This window comes from Cognatiyoonia sp. IB215446 (assembly GCF_033963825.1).
Classification (GTDB): Bacteria; Pseudomonadota; Alphaproteobacteria; order Rhodobacterales; family Rhodobacteraceae; genus Yoonia.
In genome coordinates this window covers 824,957-840,679 of record NZ_JAXBMD010000001.1, presented here as the reverse complement: position 1 = coordinate 840,679, position 15,723 = coordinate 824,957, and the positions used below count along the sequence as shown (strand labels likewise).

Here is a 15,723-nt window from a genome sequence, read left to right as displayed (position 1 = left end):
AACCGTCTTTTAGTTAGAGTAATGATGACCGCGTGCCCGTCACTCATCCAGCCTATCGGCCAGCCATGCACGGAGCAAGAAATGCGCGATAGCCCCCTTGCGGGCAGGCAGGATCTTCGGATGCGTGCCCGCAAAGGCCTGTGCCATCTCTTCACGGCTGACCCACAGCGCGTCCTCAATCTCGTTTGGATCAATCGTCAATTCCGTGCCAAGGGCTTCACCCGCGCAGCCCAGCATCAGGGATGCCGGAAACGGCCAGGGCTGGCTGGCGAGATATCGCACCGGCCCCACCCGCACGCCAACCTCTTCGAACACTTCGCGGCGCACAGCGGCCTCGACCGTTTCCCCCGGCTCGGCGAAACCGGCAAGGAGCGAATACATCCCCTCTGGCCAACCGGGAGAGCGCCCGACCAGCACCGCATTACCGTACGTGATCAACATGATCACAACCGGGTCGGTGCGGGGGAAGTGATGATGGCCGCAGGCCGGGCAATCGCGTTGCCACCCAGCCATGGCCATGACGCTTTCATGCCCACAGACGGCACAGAACCGATGCGTCTGGTGCCAGCCAAGGACCGCCTTTGCCGTCACCGCAAGTTCTGCATCCGCCGGTGAAAGCTGGGTCATGATCCCGCGCAGCTCGGCAAAGACCGCGTTCGGAACGGATGGGTGATGTTGCTGGGTGCGGTCCAGAAAGCTGTTAAGGTCTGCCGCGTCACCGTCTGGCGGCGTCCAATCCGACATATCTGTCGCCAGAACCGGCCCGGTGTCCGCGTTGCACAACAAGACCCGTTCGCGGCTAGCGTCATCCAATACAGGATGGTCGAGCGGAACCTGCACCAGAGTACCGTTCGCAACCATCGGTTTTCCGCGCCACTGCAGAATTGTCTTGGCTGCGGGATCGGCAATGAGCTGATCAATTTCTGCGCGACGCTCTGTCGCACGATTGAGCGCTGCACCACCAAAAGTAACCGTTTCCGCAATCTTCATGGTGTTGCAATGGCACGGTAACTGCCGGGATTCAAACGCTTCTGCTAAAAGGACAGGTGGCCGGACACGGATTTCTCGTTATGGTTGCGACATGTTAGCAAATCACGCCGACCTATTGGACGTCGGATCTTCGCACAACGCGACCCATGCACGGCTTCGGATTCTGGAGACGACAGATTTGCACATGCATCTTTTGGATTACGACTATTTCGCCGCCCGCACAGCCCCACAATACGGGCTGATCCGGCTGATTGAGCAGATCGAGGCGCTCCGGCACGAAGAAGGGGTTACTACCCTGCTCTTTGACAATGGCGATTTTGCCCAGGGCAATCCTCTTGCCGATTATCTTGCCACACATCCTGAACACGGTCGCCCGCATCCGATGATCAACGCGTTTAATACGCTCAACTACGATGCCGTCACGCTTGGGAATCACGAGTTCAATTATGGAATTGGCTTCTTGCGGCACATCCTTGCAGATGCGCTTTGCCCAATCGTGTGCGCCAACATTGACCTGCTGCAAGGCCCCCCGTTGGCAAAGGATTATACCCTTCTCAAGCGAACGCTCATATGCAGCGACGGGCAGGAGCGTATCATCAGGGTTGGGGTGATCGGATTTGTCACGCCACAAATCACGCAATGGGATCGCGACAAGCTCGCCGGTCAGGTACAAACCGAGGATATCGTCACCTGTGCAGAGCGGCTGGTGCCGCAGATCAAGGCGGCAGGTGCTGATCTGGTCGTCGCTTTATGTCATTCCGGCATCGGCCCCGAGAGCCACAGCGATGGCATGGAAAACGCCGCCATCCCTCTGGCAGCTCTTGATGGGTTGGATGTCGTACTGACCGGGCACACGCATGAAACATTTCCTGACCCCACAAGACCATCATCAAAGATTGTGAACCCCGTCGCCGGAACCTTGCACGGCAAACCTGCAGTTAAGGCCGGGTTCTATGGCAGCCATCTTGGAGTAATCGATCTTGAGCTGAGCTTTGACGGGGCGAAATGGTCCGTCGGCACGCATCAGGCGTCGCTCGTCACTGGGCTCACCCCGAAAGAGGCGACGCACAAGCTGCACAAGCCTTTTCTCGCTGGTTTGCGAGAGAGCCACGCAGCCACGCTGGCACATATTGAGCAGCCCATCGCAACTATAACAACGCCCATCCACACCTACTTTGCCACAATTCTCCCCGATCTGAGCCAGCAGATTCTGGCGGATGCGCAACGGGCACATGTAGAGATCGCGCTGGCTGGTGGCCCATATGCCGCTCTGCCGATCATCAGTGTGACGGCACCTTTCATGTTCGGCGGCCATGCGGGGCCTGGGCACTACATTGATCTTAAACCCGGTCCGTTGACACTGCGCGATGCTGCCGCGGTTTATCCATTCGCAAATGCAATCTGCGCCTTCAGGTGCACCGGAGCCTATCTGCGCACTTGGTTGGAACGCGCGGCAGCGCATTATGCACAGCTCACACCGGGGCAAAGCGATCAGATGCTGCTCGCCCCTCATAGCCCCGGCTACGACTACGATGTGCTTGACGGCCTGCATTATGAGATCGACCTTAGCCAACCTGCAAGCCGCCCATCGAACACAGCGACACAAACGGGAAGGATCACACGTCTGACTTATCAAGATCGCCCGGTCAGGGACGGTGACCCTCTTATTCTGGTTGCCAACAGCTATCGCGCGTTCGGTGGCGGCAACTATCCGGCGGTGGCCGAGGATGCGATTGTCTATCGATCCACAGAATCCGCGCGCGACATTCTGGTTGCTCATCTGCATGAACGTAAAACTGTTGCGCCAGAAATCCGACCTACATGGACGTTCAAACATCTGCCAGAAACCAATGCGATGTTCCTATCATCACCCAAAGCCCGGCCATTCATGACTGATCAAATGAGGTATCTGGGGTCAGGGCCCGATGGGTTTGACCGCTTCGCGCTTGTTTTGTGACGTCTTGCGCTGCTCTACGCTGCCGCTTATATGTCGTTTTGAGAGGTTGGCGCGGGCGAGCGCCTCGCCAACCTGGTCAGGTCCGGAAGGAAGCAGCCATAACGAGCCCCGCTTGGGTCGTTGTCCAGCCTCTCACCATTCATGATTTGCGTTAGCAAATTGTGAACCCGACAGAGTGAAATCGCGCAGCGATTTGGCTGAGTCGGGCTCACCGCCGCAGCCCTTCGTAAAAAAGGAGGACAAAGATGATTGTGCGTTTTTCCCTCCCGGTCCGGGTGCGCTGAAGGCTTTTCCGTTACCTCGTCCGGTCGACGCTGACATGAATATGTCAGCCACCCCATCGCCTTTGACGAGGACACTTCATTGACAGACCTGACACGCGACGCCCTTGGCTGGTCGCCCTTCTATATGTCCCAGCTTGAGATTGAAGAGCTGGAGACACTCACCCCTGCCCGGATCACGACCGTTCACCGTGACCGGGTGAATGCGCTTTCCGAAGTTGGGCCACTAGTCCTGACACTTGATCCTGGCATCACCACTGCGGCAGTGGCTGTGGGTGACTGGGTATTGGCTGCCCCCGCACAGCACCGGCTGGTGCGTGTGCTGGACCGCAAAACAGAACTCAGCCGCGGCACCGAATACCACAGCGGCGAAAAGCAACTGATTGCCGCGAATATCGACACGCTCTTCATCACATCCTCCTGCAACAACGACTTCAATGTTGCGCGGCTGGAGCGGTATCTCGCACTCGCGCATGATGCGATGATCACGCCGGTCATCGTTCTCACCAAGGCAGACAAATGCGACGACCCCGATCACTACATCGACGAGGCGCGCAAACTTGGGCGCGATCTGGAGGTGCTGGCGATCAATGCGAAAGGCGATGATGTTGCTAAGGCGCTGGCTCCGTGGAGCGGCAAGGGCCAAACCATTGCCTTTGCCGGGTCATCGGGTGTTGGCAAGACGACCATCGCCAATGCCCTGACCGGCGGGCAGGCGCTGACCCAGGATATCCGCGAAGACGATGCGCGCGGACGGCACACGACCACGGGCCGGTCGCTCCACCATATCCCCACGGGCGGGTGGCTGATCGACACGCCCGGCATGCGTGGGTTGGGCGTAGCGGAAGTTGAATTTGGTATCGATGCGACTTTCCCGGAGATCACGGAACTGGCGCAACATTGCAAATTTCGCGACTGCCAGCACGAAAGCGAGCCGGGCTGCGCCGTGCAAGCGGCCATCGCAAGGGGTGAGATTGATCCGGAGCGCCTGAGGCGGTTCAAAAAGCTCAAGCGCGAGAATGCCTACGCGACGGAGACAATTGCACAATCACGCGACAGACACCGCAAGTTCGGAAAGATGGTGAAATCAGCGATGGCCAAGAAGAAAAGATAAGGGCCGGCGCTCACCTCAGCCCTGTTGTGCCCACGCCAATTGTGCCTCGGTTTCCACTGCACAAGGCCGTATTGCACGCAGTCGGGCGAGGGCCGCATCAGCCCCCTCGCCCGCCGCGATCATCAGACGCAGACACATCATGCCCGACCGACCGCAACCGCCAAAACAATGGACTAGGACACGCTCACCACGCGCAAGAATCGCCAGCGCGTCTGTCCGCACTTCGTTCCAATCCCAAGTACCATCCGGCACGTTGAAATCGGGCACGGGGCAATGCCACCACATCACCCCTTCATTGGCCAAGTCAGTCCCCAGCGTTCCGGCACCCTTGCGGTCCAGCTCGGCCTGCGCAGTCATCGAGATCACCATCGCAGGCTGCCAATCGATCAGGCGCAGCCAGTCGGTGTAGTAGTGCCGCGTGCGCCCGGGGATGGGGGTGATCGCCAATTCACCCCCGCCCACCGGCAAGCTGTTGATAACGAACTCAGACAACGCCATGTTCGACAACCTGCCCCGGATGTGCCACCGCCCAGTCTGCAAGAAAGTCCGCGACCTCTGGCTCTCCGGCCAGCTCTGCGGCACGTTTTGGCAAGGCCACTCCGTGTTCCAACACCAGTTTCAGACAGGTCAGATAATCGCGTTCTGCCCGGTCCGGACAGTTCTCGGACCCATGAATGATGGTGCTGAGCAGCGTGCCTCCAAACCCGTTCACGTGGCTCAAATCCGGACCAAGTTTCAGAAAATAGGCGACCATTTCCGGCAGACCTTCCCAACCTGCGACCTGCACGGGTGTCAGCCCCTCGGTATCAGGCGCATCCCAGGGCACACCCACCGCGATCAGCGCCTCGACATGCGCCTGCCGCCCCGGCAGCCACAACACTTCGCGGAGCACTTGCCCAAAGGCAGGCGGCACCTTGTCCATCTCCAGATAACGCCCCGGTTCAACATGGCCGCGCACGCAGTCCGCCAACACCTGCTCAGCTTCCGAGAGCGCTGGCATAGGTCCAAGTTCTTCAAGCCTGCGCCGCAGGACATCATTGCCGAAAACACAAGCCGCTGCATAAGCGCTCGCCCCACGCCAGCGACGCGCCGGATCGGCGCCCGCGTCGAGCAAAAGCTCAATCATTTCCGGCCGCGCATGGCGGCGGGCGGCCTGAAACAACGCCGGGACAACCCAGGGCGCTTCACCCCCAACCTCATTAGCGGCAAATTCGTTGGGGTCCGCTCCGGCATCAAGCAGCATGCGCACCGCGCCCACATCGTGAAAGTCCATGGCGCGCAGCAACGCATTTGTTCCTTTCGGCGCGGCACCATGTGCGAGCAGCAGTTTCAGCCCTTCGTGATGGCCAAGCTCGGTCGCGTGATAGAGGCTTTCATTGTCGTTAGGGTCAGCACCATGCTCCAACAGCCAGCGACCCAAAGCGATGTTCCCCGCATGCCCAATGGCACCATAAAGCGCCGAGAGTTTATGATCGCTGCCCGGCTCATGTGGGAAGCCATCATTCACATCTGCACCATGGCTGAGCAACAGCTTCGCGATGGCCAGCATGTCAGCTTCACGCTCCGGCCAGGCCTGCAGCATCTTGGAAAAGGCCAGATGTAGGATCGGACGGCGCGGACCATAGGCGCGTGTTGCTGCCGCTGGATCAGCAGCCAGCGTGGCGCGGACCGCCTCAAGATCGAACATCGCCACCTGCAGCCCGAAATTTCCATCTGCAAGATCGGGTGTGTCCCACATCAATTGCTGCACCACCTGAATCTGGCCATGAAAGATCGCTATCTTGAGCCGCTGTTGCTTGGCCGCGCGGTCCATGCCTTGCGTTTCGACGGCGATTTTCATCTGGGGCCAGCTGGCAAAGCTGTTTTCGCGCGCGATCACATGCAGAAAATCGGCCCGTTTCAGTGGACCGGACTTACGGGGCCCGACAGCATCAACACGCGCAATCGCCGCACGGTCACCGGATTCGTAGTGTTTATGAAGGGTTTTCGCCTGCCTGCGCAGGGCATCCAAAGGATCAGTCATCGGCTTCCTCACCATGCATACCCGCCGGTTCGCTGATCCGGGCAAATGAGAAAGACCATCAATGGGTCCGTCAGGGTCGTCATTGGGTGCATCACGCTTTCCGCGAACCTGGGTGCCGCCCAACACGGCACGCCCGTTCTATCTCGGGCATGCACACAGAGCAAGCGACGAGATTAACGCGCCTCGTCCGGGAAAAGCACATCCTGAATGCGCTTGATATGAATGGCCCGCTCTGCCGGCTTGCCGATATCCACCCCAAGGATCGACTCCGACAAACCGGGCAGCGCGACCGGCACCATGCCGGCGGTCAGGACAAACAAAAAGAGGTCGCTGTAGACAAAGGGCTTCAGCGCGCCTTCCCATTTTTCGGCCCTATAGAGTTCGGCATAGGTACCGCCCAAACGATGCCAGGCATCTGAAAGGTACTGGGCGCGTGGTGTGTTCTGATACCCCTCAAGCACCATCAGGCGCACCAACATGGGCTGCGCTGCCGTCACCTCAATCATGATGCCGACCAAGTCGCGAATGTTCGGATTGCCACCGGCACACCTCGTCGCCAGAGCCAATTCGCGCGCATAAGCATCAAGCGCGTGATCGACGGCATCCCGCCACAATGCCTCTTTCGTGCCGAAATGGCGCCGGAACAGCCCGTGGCTGACACCGACCTGATCGGCAGTGTTGCGCAGGCTCATCGCTTCATAACCGCTCTCGGAAAATGCCTTAAGCGCACCCGTCAGCATCGCCTCACGAGTTGCATCGGCGACTTCCTGCGATTGCCGCCCCTTCGGCCTTGTCTGATATGTCATTGCCACCCAACTTCATTTTAGTTTACGACTGGATACTATAGATTCGCACCCGAGGAAACCGAAATTGACACCCGGCATCACATCATTCCTGACGACACCGATTGGCCGGTTGCGGCTGATGGGCTTTGTCGAAGGCACAACGCTGATTGTTCTCCTTTTCGTCGCTGTCCCGCTCAAGCGGATTTTTGGGCTGCCTGACTTTGTGTCTGTCATCGGCCCACTACATGGCGGGACGTTCATCGCCTATCTGACCATTGCCAGCGCCACGGTATTTGGCGGCGACTGGCGCGCGAGCGAGATCGGTCGTGTTCTTGTGGTCTCGATCATACCGTTCGGGACCTTCTTGAATGATGGCCTGTTGCGCAGAAAACAGGTGGAGCAGGCTGATGTATGACACGCTCAAAGCGCTGCACCTTTTGGCCATGGTCGTCTGGATGGGCGGCATGCTGATGGCGCCGATTATCTTGCTGACCGTCAGCCGCCTGGAAAACCCGGCAGCCTTGGCGACGGCCTTTCGCGGATGGTATCTGCGGCTGATCAGCCCGGCATTGGTTGCCGTTTGGATCTTTGGGATCGCCATCATGACGCTTGGCAATTGGTTTGACGCCCCCTGGATGATTGGCAAGCTCGCCATCGTTCTGATCCTATCGGGGGTTCATGGCGCGATTTCAGGGCAATTCCGGCGCTTGGCCACGGATTCGGGCTATCGATCTCCCTCATGGATCACGTGGCTTGTCGTCGCTCAGATCGCGCTTCTTACAATCATCATCGGGCTTGCGGTTTTCAAACCCTGAGCATGCGCCGTGGAAGGTGGACGTCCGCCATGCGGCCCCTTAGGCTGGTCCGGTCAGTGCGATTCACACCAAGGCCCCCATGACCGATCAACCCAGCTACCAAGTGCTCGCCCGTAAATACCGGCCCGAAACCTTTGCTGATCTGGTGGGGCAAGACGCGATGGTGCGGACGTTGAAGAATGCGTTTGCGGCTGACCGGATTGCCCAGGCGTTTATGATGACCGGCATCCGAGGGACCGGCAAAACCACCACCGCCCGGATCATCGCGAAGGGAATGAACTGCATCGGCCCGGATGGCAACGGTGGGCCGACGACAGAGCCTTGCGGGGTCTGCGAGCATTGCGTGGCGATCATGGAAGGCCGCCATGTGGATGTGATGGAGATGGATGCTGCCTCGCGCACCGGCGTCGGCGACATTCGCGAGATCATCGACAGTGTGCATTACCGCGCGGCCTCGGGCCGCTACAAGATCTACATCATCGACGAAGTGCATATGCTGTCGAAGAACGCCTTCAACGCGCTTTTGAAGACTTTGGAAGAGCCGCCCGCGCACGTCAAATTCATCTTCGCCACTACCGAAATCCGTCAGGTGCCCGTCACGGTCTTGTCCCGCTGCCAACGGTTCGACCTGCGTCGGATCGAACCAGAGGCGCAGATGGGCCTCTTGCGCAAGATCGCAGATGCTGAAAGTGCCGAGATCACGGACGAGGCGCTGGCGCTGATCACCCGCGCCGCGGAAGGCTCCGCCCGTGATGCGCAGTCGCTCCTCGATCAGGCGATCAGCCATGGTGCAGGGGAAACCACCGCTGAACAGGTGCGCGCCATGCTTGGGCTAGCCGACCGAGGCCGGGTGCTCGACCTGTTTGACATGATCCTGCGCGGCCGGGCGGCGGAAGCGCTGACCGAACTCAGCGCGCAATACGCAGACGGGGCCGATCCGATGGCTGTGCTGCGCGATCTGGCTGAAGTCTGTCATTGGGTCAGCGTGGTCAAGATCACGCCCGAAGCGGCAGAGGACCCGACGATCAGCCCTGATGAACGCACCCGGGGGCAGGCCATGGCCAGCGAATTACCAATGCGTGTCTTGTCGCGGATGTGGCAGATGCTGCTGAAAGCGCTGGAAGAGGTCGCGATGGCCCCCAACGCGATGATGGCCGCAGAGATGGCGGTGATCCGGCTGACCCATGTGGCCGACCTGCCCAGCCCCGACGAGTTGGTGAAGAAACTGCAGGACGCCACCCCGCCGCCCGCCAAAGCCACGACAGCGCGTCCGGCACCTTCGGGCAACGGCGCGCATGCCGTTTCTGTGGCCCCTGCCCCGACCCATGCCACACCGTCAGGCCCAACCGCCTCTGGCGCGCAGACAGCCGTCGCCTTGGCCACCGACGCGCTTCAGCATTACGCAAGGTTCGAGGATGTGGTCGAACTGATCCGCGCCCATCGCGATGTCAAACTGCTGGTTGAGGTCGAAAACGGCCTGCGGTTGGTCAGCTACCAGCCGGGCCGGATTGAGGTCAATCCAACAGCAAATGCCGCACCGGACCTGATCGGGCGCTTCGGCGCGCGGCTGCAGGCCTGGACCGGCAATCGCTGGGCAATCAGTGTTGCACCCGGCGGCGCGCCGACCATCGCAGAGGTCCGCGATGCCAAGCAAAACGCCACACGAGCCGAGGCAGAAGCGCATCCGCTGGTACAGGCCGTGATCGCCGCGTTCCCGAAGGCCAAGATCACCGCGATCCGCAGCGAGGCCGATATCGCACAAGAGGCGCTGGCAGACGCGTTGCCCGAAATCGACGAGGAATGGGACCCGTTTGACGATGATTAGGGTATTTGTCCCGCCATCCAAATAGGATCTTGGAGAACACGGACATGATTGTTCTGAGCCTTGTGAGCGGTGAGGGTGCATTGCCGCTCAAGCTAGGTGCCACGCGGGACGAACTTGTCGCAACGATGGTCACATATGGCGAAAAGCCGTCTTCCGAGGTTGATCACAACGCAATTCTCCATGCAGCACTTGTCGCGACCCTGGGTGAAGAAGGTGCAAAGGAGCATCTGCCGGATACGCCCCAAGGCAGCAGTGACACGCTGTATTTTGTGGAGAACGCGATAGAAATAGCGTTCGGCGCGGATGACAGGGCGAGCTTCATCGGTATTTCGCAACATCCCAATGTCGCGTTGCAGCTTGATGGCACCGACCTGATGCCACTGCCCGCAAGGCAGGTCTTTGACATTCTCGCGGCGAGGGAAGAGGCCGCGCCGCCTTACTCAACGGAAGAGGTGATGTTTCAAAGCCAGATCATCACGCTTTGGAACGCCGGTCCGCAATACAACAGAACCGATCCCAGAGTTGCCGTCTGGGGGCAGATCGGGGTGGCGACGCACAATACCTCGCGCGGCGCGTCAGTTCCGCGTGACCGGGCCAAAAGCTGACGGACCAAGACTTGCGCTGATCCCTCGCGGTCCGTATCTCGGAGACAGGTGAACAGCGGATCGAGAGGAACGGGATGCTCAAAGGATTAGGCGGGCTTGGCGACATGGCCAAGATGATGAAGCAGGCGCAGGAAGTACAGGCCAAGATGGCCCAGATGCAGGAGGACCTCGATACGATCACGGTCGAAGGCGTGAGCGGCGCGGGACTGGTCAAGGCCACAGCCACCGCCAAGGGAGAGCTAAAGGGCCTCGATATCGATCCTTCGATCTTCAACGGCGATGACAAAGAGGTTGTCGAAGACCTTATCCTTGCAGCGATCAAAGACGCCCAGTCAAAAGCCAATGAACGCTCACAACAGGAAATGGCCAAGATCACTGAAGGCCTGGGCCTGCCGCCGGGTGTGAACCTGCCGTTCTAGGTCGCGAGCGAACTAGCACATCAGATGAGCAACGGGACCGAAGACCTCGACAACCTGATCGCGCTGATGGCCAAGCTGCCGGGTCTGGGTCCGCGCTCGGCACGGCGGGCTGTGCTGCATCTGATCAAGAAGCGCGCGCTGGTCCTGATGCCGCTTGCGGATGCGATGCACAAAGTGGGCAGCACAGTGCGCGAATGCATCAATTGCGGCAATGTCACGACGTCGGACCTTTGTGATATCTGCCAATCGGAAAAACGCGCCAATGGGCAGATTGCCGTTGTGGAGGATGTTGCCGATCTCTGGGCGATGGAGCGCGCAGGCGTCTTCAAGGGGCGCTATCACGTTCTGGGTGGTACATTGTCGGCACTGGATGCAATTGGCCCGGATGAGTTGCGCATCCCGAAACTGATTGACCGGATCACAACCGATAGCGTCACCGAAGTGATCCTGGCCCTGGGTGCCACAATCGACGGGCAGACGACCGCCCATTACATCGCTGACCAATTGCCGAACGTGACCGTCACCTCACTTGCCCAGGGCGTACCGGTGGGTGGAGAGCTCGACTATCTCGACGATGGTACGATCAGTGCCGCGCTGAATGCACGCAAGGCGCTTTAGGCTCGGGCCGAAGACGCCGGCATCGCCGCCGCTCATCCTGCGTTCATCTTAATTCAAGATATTGTCACAACTTCGGGCATCAACTGCCCAACTTGGCAGCGAAATGGTATCGCAAACGACACATGTGATTTCCATGACGCACGATAAACGACCCAACAATTTCTCGGAACGCCTACAACGGATTGAAGACGCCCGAAGCACCCGCGAACCAGTAACTGCCGCCGAACTTGGGATCGCGCCAGAGCCGTCACCCTATGATCGCCCACAGGAAGACCATACGATACGCAATGGCCTGATCTGGGTTGTCATCGCGGTCATGGTTGCCTTTGGCGGGTATCATGCGGCGCTCGCCCTACCTAATGATCTGAAGGCCGTCATTGGGTTGCCTGTAGATGAAACCGAGATGGTCGCGGCCCAAGAGCCTGAGCCGGAACCGGTCGCAATACCCGAGCCCGCCTCTTACATCGGGGCTTTCCTGCCATCGCCTGCTGTCGCCAGTCTTGAAACGGATCAGCTCAGCCTGGCGGACCTCGCGAGCGATGTGGCACTACCCACGCCGGACACAATGTTGGGCGAGATCATTCCGTTTGATCGCAACATTTCGTGCCGGCTACGCCGGCCCCAGCGCGATGAGAACGTTGTGAATGTGCGGCTTGAAGGTGGCTTGTTGCCCGCGCCGCTTCAGGCCATCTCGCATACGGCACTTGCCGACCGGCTGCTGCGCAACGTCAAGGCTGTCACACAGAACCGGCTACCTGCACAGCGCAATGGGCGCGTGACGGGTCCGTTTGAAAGCATCGATGTCTTTCTGAGCGACACATCGGCACCGCAATATGTCGTCTTGCAGAACTTGGGCGGCAACATCCTGTGGAACCTGCATCTGGCGCCGGATGTGCGGGTTGCGCATGTGGCACTGATCTCTGAAGGGTTACCTGCAGTCGCCAATCTGCCGGACGGGGCGACGATTGAAGGCCTGCATGTGAGCGATTTCGTAGAGCCACACCGTTTTGGCGCCGATGACAGGATCCGCGAATGCATGATCCGGCCCTGGCGCAAACCAGCACCGGACTGGGTCGCGCATCAAAAGGCGGCAGAGGGCAATGAGCTATTCCGCAACCAGCTCACGAGCTTCACCAAGGGGCATGCCGCCTTTAACGCCTGGTACACGCAAACGCTGGGGGTCGATGCGACAGCACATGTGGTTGCGCCGGACAAGGCCGCGCATGTGCTTGTCGGACCGCGGCCCAGAGTGCCCATCCGTTACCAGCCGATGGAAGGGCAAAGCGTGCATGTCATGCGCACCGATACGATCATCGCAGGCGACAGCGCAACACGCGCAGCCCTGACCGAAGCCTTGCACCAGGACATGCTGCGCGCGGCGATTGGCGGCGATCTGGCCGCGCTTGATCCGCCTGTGATGGAAAGGAGCCTGCCATGACCGGCCTGCGCATTCTGGCATTCTGTATCGGCTTGGTGGTTATATTGCCCATGGTTGCCCTGAACAAATGGGGCTTTCAGATGAGCATGTGGGTCAACAAAGAGGTCTCGCGCAATGAGGCGATGCTGGACGGAGCGGCAGAGGTTCCGGCGGCCACGCCGATGCCCACCAGCCCGCTGGCATGGCTGCGCAACAGGTCCGAGCTCAACGCGCTTTTCTCAAGGGACGAGATCAATCCGCAACGTGTTGTTACAGTCACCGAGATCATCGATCCTGCCGACTTGCTGGCCCCGGGCGAGGCCGGACCGGACGCTGTCTTTCTGCCGCTTTATGCCGAGGCCCGCGCGCCTGCCCAGCTCAGCCGCTATTGCGCGGATGTCCTTTCTGCACTTGGCGGGCGATGCGACGTGCTGTCGAGCAGCGCCACAATCAACCGCGAGGGGAAAGTTGTCCTGACCGGACAGCTGGGTTTTCGCCCCGATGCGGTATTGGGCGATCCGTCGCAAGTGTCGGATGGGCAAGTGATATCCGGCAGTATCCGCCTGCCGCATAGCGGCGATCTACGCCCGGCCTATGATCAGGCCGCGCGGGTCGCGGCGATGCAGCAGGCGCAGGCCATCTGCGATGCCCTACGCGCCGAATTTGGCAATTGCGTCCTGACACGGACCGAACTGAATATCGAAGAATTGTGGATCACGGATCTGGAGGTTTTGCCAGCCGGAACCAATCCGCAGCGCCTCATCGCGAGCGCGACCTACAAGATTTACGCCAATCCCGCGACGCTGGATCGCACGCGTCTTGGCACGCGGCTGCAGGACCTGTCAGCCGGGCTGTAAAACTTCTCCACGAAAAAAGGCGCTGGCTTGCAGCACCGCGCCTTTTTGAAGACCTGATCCCGTTGATCAGTCCTTGCTGTCTTCACCATCATCGTCAGGAAGGTTGAAAAAGCTGTCCGCATCAGCCAGATCACGTTCATCCTTGGTCTCATCCTCCTCGTCATCGCGTGGATCAGACAGGCTGAAGGTCTCCAGTCCAGCCATCGCGCTTGGCATCTTGGGCTCTGCCGGCATGCCAAGCGATTGTTCTGTGCTAACGAGCTTCCGCCGCTCATCATCGGACATCACGGTGCCTTCCTTGGCCTTTTTGGCATTAGCCTTCTGGACGGCGGCATCCAGTTCCGACTGCTTACAGAGCCCAAGCGCCACGGGATCAATCGGGTCGATATTGTTGATGTTCCAATGGGTGCGTTCGCGGATCGCTTGGATCGTGGGCTTAGTCGTGCCGACAAGCTTCGAGATCTGACCGTCCGTCAGCTCAGGGTGGAACTTAACCAGCCAGTAGATTGACGCAGGCCGATCCTGCCGCTTGGATAGCGGCGTGTAGCGTGGGCCGCGCCGCTTTTCCTCGCCTGCAGATGCAGGGTTATAAAGCAGCTTCAGCTTATGCAGCGGGTTCGCCTCACCCTTTTCGATCTCTTCTTGAGTCAGTTGTTTATTGGCGATCGGGTCAAAGCCCTTCACGCCAGTCGCAACATCCCCATCGGCAATGCCCTGCACCTCAAGCTCATGAAAGCCACAGAAATCCGCGATCTGCTTGAAGGTCAGCGTTGTGTTGTCGCAAAGCCAGACTGCCGTCGCCTTGGCCATAATCGGTTTATCAGACATCCCTTGTCTCCTGATCTGTCAGACAAGCGTCACCCGCGCCCTTGCTTGGGCAGACTGCGCTGGCAGCCGGGTTCACATTGTCGAGGAACTTAAACCGTATATAGTGAGGTGCGTGACGATAGAAAAGGTCAAAATGCGCGTCATCCTTGCCCTGCTTTGCCTGATTGCAGCGCCTTTGCGGGCTGAGGACCGGGCGGGCGTGTTCGACTACTACGTTTTGTCGCTGTCTTGGTCGGCCAATTGGTGCGCCATTGAGGGCGATGCGCGCAACTCCACCCAATGTGATGCGAGAGAGGATTTTGGCTGGATCCTGCACGGTCTGTGGCCGCAATATGAGCGGGGATATCCGGAGTTCTGCCCGACAACAGCGCGCGCGCCCAGCCGGTCGGACACGGCCGCCATGGCCGATATCATGGGCACGTCCGGTCTGGCCTGGCATCAATGGCGCAAACATGGCGTCTGCACCGGCCTGTCATCTGACGACTACTACGCATTGTCGCGCGAAGCTTATGCCCAGGTTGTGCGACCATCGGTCTTTCGTCGGTTGGAGAACACCGTCACACTACCGGCCAGTGTCGTTGAAGAGGCGTTCTTGCAAGACAATCCCGATCTGCGCGCCGATCAGATCACGATCACCTGCAAGGCGGGTTACATCCAGGAGGCACGTATTTGCATGACGCGCGACCTGCAGTTTCGGACCTGTGGTGCCGATGTGATACGGGATTGCGCCATGCGCGACGCGCGGTTTGATCCGATCCGTTGAACTTGGTGCGTTAGGATCGACGGTATATTGGTACGCGTGCGCAGGTCAGGAGGCGGCGTTGACGGGCTCTGGCTCTGTCTGGACAACGGTCCCATCCTTGAGAGTTACCGATCCGCGCGTATCCTGACAGCGCGGCGTGCCGTCACGGTTCAGACGCGGTGTCATGAAACCCTCGATACCGTCGTCAATGTACCAATGCTGGCACCCATCGGGGTCAACCCATACATTGGCGACACCATCCTTGAGCGGACCACCATCAATAATGCCGCCATCAACGACATCATCGGGACCACTGCTTTGCTCGCAGGCGGCCAACGCCCCAAGAACCGTGGTCATCGTGATAACCCGCAAAATACTCATATCTCTCTCACTATCCCTGCCAGAGCGATTCGCTCACTACGCTAGAGACAATAGGTTGAGAATGGG

The 15,723-nt window shown here is 59.5% G+C and carries 17 protein-coding genes and 1 other RNA gene; 12 read left to right on the top strand and 6 right to left on the bottom strand.

Annotated elements, in window-relative coordinates; translation table 11 throughout:
* Positions 1 to 39: 39 nt before the first annotated feature.
* Positions 40 to 990, bottom strand: coding sequence for an NAD(+) diphosphatase (nudC, locus tag SLH49_RS04275; RefSeq protein ID WP_320267918.1), 951 nt, complete (start codon positions 988 to 990; stop codon positions 40 to 42).
* Positions 991 to 1,081: 91 nt separating this feature from the next.
* On the opposite strand from nudC, the gene SLH49_RS04270 reads away from it, so the two are divergent.
* From SLH49_RS04270 to rsgA, 3 genes are all read left to right on the top strand, one after another.
* Positions 1,082 to 2,947, top strand: coding sequence for a bifunctional 2',3'-cyclic-nucleotide 2'-phosphodiesterase/3'-nucleotidase (locus SLH49_RS04270; RefSeq protein WP_320267917.1), 1,866 nt, complete (start codon positions 1,082 to 1,084; stop codon positions 2,945 to 2,947).
* A 39-nt stretch (positions 2,948 to 2,986) separates the two neighbouring features.
* Positions 2,987 to 3,085, top strand: an RNA gene (gene ffs / locus SLH49_RS04265) — signal recognition particle sRNA small type.
* Between the two features lie 225 nt (positions 3,086 to 3,310).
* Positions 3,311 to 4,342, top strand: a complete 1,032-nt coding sequence (gene rsgA, locus SLH49_RS04260; protein WP_320267916.1) for a ribosome small subunit-dependent GTPase A — start codon at positions 3,311 to 3,313, stop codon at positions 4,340 to 4,342.
* 15 nt (positions 4,343 to 4,357) lie between these two features.
* On the opposite strand, the gene SLH49_RS04255 is transcribed toward rsgA, so the two are convergent.
* The 3 genes from SLH49_RS04255 to SLH49_RS04245 form a co-directional block, all read right to left on the bottom strand.
* On the bottom strand, positions 4,358 to 4,840 hold the full coding sequence (locus SLH49_RS04255; protein WP_320267915.1) for a protein-tyrosine phosphatase family protein: 483 nt from the start codon (positions 4,838 to 4,840) through the stop codon (positions 4,358 to 4,360).
* Positions 4,827 to 6,365, bottom strand: a complete 1,539-nt coding sequence (locus tag SLH49_RS04250; protein WP_320267914.1) for an ankyrin repeat domain-containing protein — start codon at positions 6,363 to 6,365, stop codon at positions 4,827 to 4,829. Before SLH49_RS04250 ends, SLH49_RS04255 begins: the two co-directional genes overlap by 14 nt.
* A 173-nt stretch (positions 6,366 to 6,538) precedes the next feature.
* Entirely contained in the window at positions 6,539 to 7,171 is a 633-nt protein-coding gene (locus SLH49_RS04245) for a TetR/AcrR family transcriptional regulator (protein ID WP_320267913.1), read from the bottom strand.
* A 64-nt stretch (positions 7,172 to 7,235) separates the two neighbouring features.
* On the opposite strand from SLH49_RS04245, the gene SLH49_RS04240 reads away from it, so the two are divergent.
* The 8 genes from SLH49_RS04240 (at position 7,236) to SLH49_RS04205 (ending at position 13,706) form a co-directional block, all read left to right on the top strand.
* Positions 7,236 to 7,565, top strand: a complete 330-nt coding sequence (locus SLH49_RS04240) for a DUF3817 domain-containing protein (RefSeq protein WP_320267912.1) — start codon at positions 7,236 to 7,238, stop codon at positions 7,563 to 7,565.
* A complete protein-coding gene (locus tag SLH49_RS04235; RefSeq protein WP_320267911.1) occupies positions 7,558 to 7,965 on the top strand; it encodes a CopD family protein in 408 nt (135 codons plus the stop codon). The genes SLH49_RS04240 and SLH49_RS04235 overlap by 8 nt, the downstream gene beginning before the upstream one ends.
* 79 nt (positions 7,966 to 8,044) lie before the next feature.
* The gene (locus SLH49_RS04230; RefSeq protein WP_320267910.1) at positions 8,045 to 9,790 is read left to right on the top strand and encodes a DNA polymerase III subunit gamma/tau; all 1,746 of its coding nucleotides are present in this window, start codon (positions 8,045 to 8,047) and stop codon (positions 9,788 to 9,790) included.
* Between the two features lie 44 nt (positions 9,791 to 9,834).
* Positions 9,835 to 10,395, top strand: a complete 561-nt coding sequence (locus tag SLH49_RS04225) for a hypothetical protein (protein WP_320267909.1) — start codon at positions 9,835 to 9,837, stop codon at positions 10,393 to 10,395.
* Between the two features lie 74 nt (positions 10,396 to 10,469).
* Positions 10,470 to 10,814 carry a YbaB/EbfC family nucleoid-associated protein gene (locus SLH49_RS04220; RefSeq protein WP_320267908.1) on the top strand — a complete coding sequence of 115 codons (345 nt, stop codon included), beginning with the start codon at positions 10,470 to 10,472 and terminating at the stop codon, positions 10,812 to 10,814.
* 24 nt (positions 10,815 to 10,838) lie between these two features.
* Positions 10,839 to 11,432, top strand: coding sequence for a recombination mediator RecR (gene recR / locus SLH49_RS04215; protein ID WP_320267907.1), 594 nt, complete (start codon positions 10,839 to 10,841; stop codon positions 11,430 to 11,432).
* Positions 11,433 to 11,565: 133 nt separating this feature from the next.
* The gene (locus SLH49_RS04210; protein WP_320267906.1) at positions 11,566 to 12,870 is read left to right on the top strand and encodes a hypothetical protein; all 1,305 of its coding nucleotides are present in this window, start codon (positions 11,566 to 11,568) and stop codon (positions 12,868 to 12,870) included.
* Complete coding sequence (locus SLH49_RS04205) at positions 12,867 to 13,706, top strand: hypothetical protein (RefSeq protein ID WP_320267905.1); 840 nt, start codon at positions 12,867 to 12,869, stop codon at positions 13,704 to 13,706. Before SLH49_RS04210 ends, SLH49_RS04205 begins: the two co-directional genes overlap by 4 nt.
* A 66-nt stretch (positions 13,707 to 13,772) precedes the next feature.
* Here the strand turns inward: SLH49_RS04205 and SLH49_RS04200 are convergent, their stop codons facing one another.
* Positions 13,773 to 14,534 carry a DUF1013 domain-containing protein gene (locus SLH49_RS04200; protein ID WP_320267904.1) on the bottom strand — a complete coding sequence of 254 codons (762 nt, stop codon included), beginning with the start codon at positions 14,532 to 14,534 and terminating at the stop codon, positions 13,773 to 13,775.
* A 133-nt stretch (positions 14,535 to 14,667) separates the two neighbouring features.
* Between SLH49_RS04200 and SLH49_RS04195 the strand changes: the two genes are divergently transcribed.
* Positions 14,668 to 15,297: a ribonuclease T2 gene (locus SLH49_RS04195; protein WP_320267903.1), complete on the top strand. Its 630-nt coding sequence runs from the start codon at positions 14,668 to 14,670 to the stop codon at positions 15,295 to 15,297.
* Between the two features lie 45 nt (positions 15,298 to 15,342).
* Here the strand turns inward: SLH49_RS04195 and SLH49_RS04190 are convergent, their stop codons facing one another.
* Positions 15,343 to 15,657: a hypothetical protein gene (locus tag SLH49_RS04190; protein WP_320267902.1), complete on the bottom strand. Its 315-nt coding sequence runs from the start codon at positions 15,655 to 15,657 to the stop codon at positions 15,343 to 15,345.
* Positions 15,658 to 15,723 lie beyond the last annotated feature (66 nt).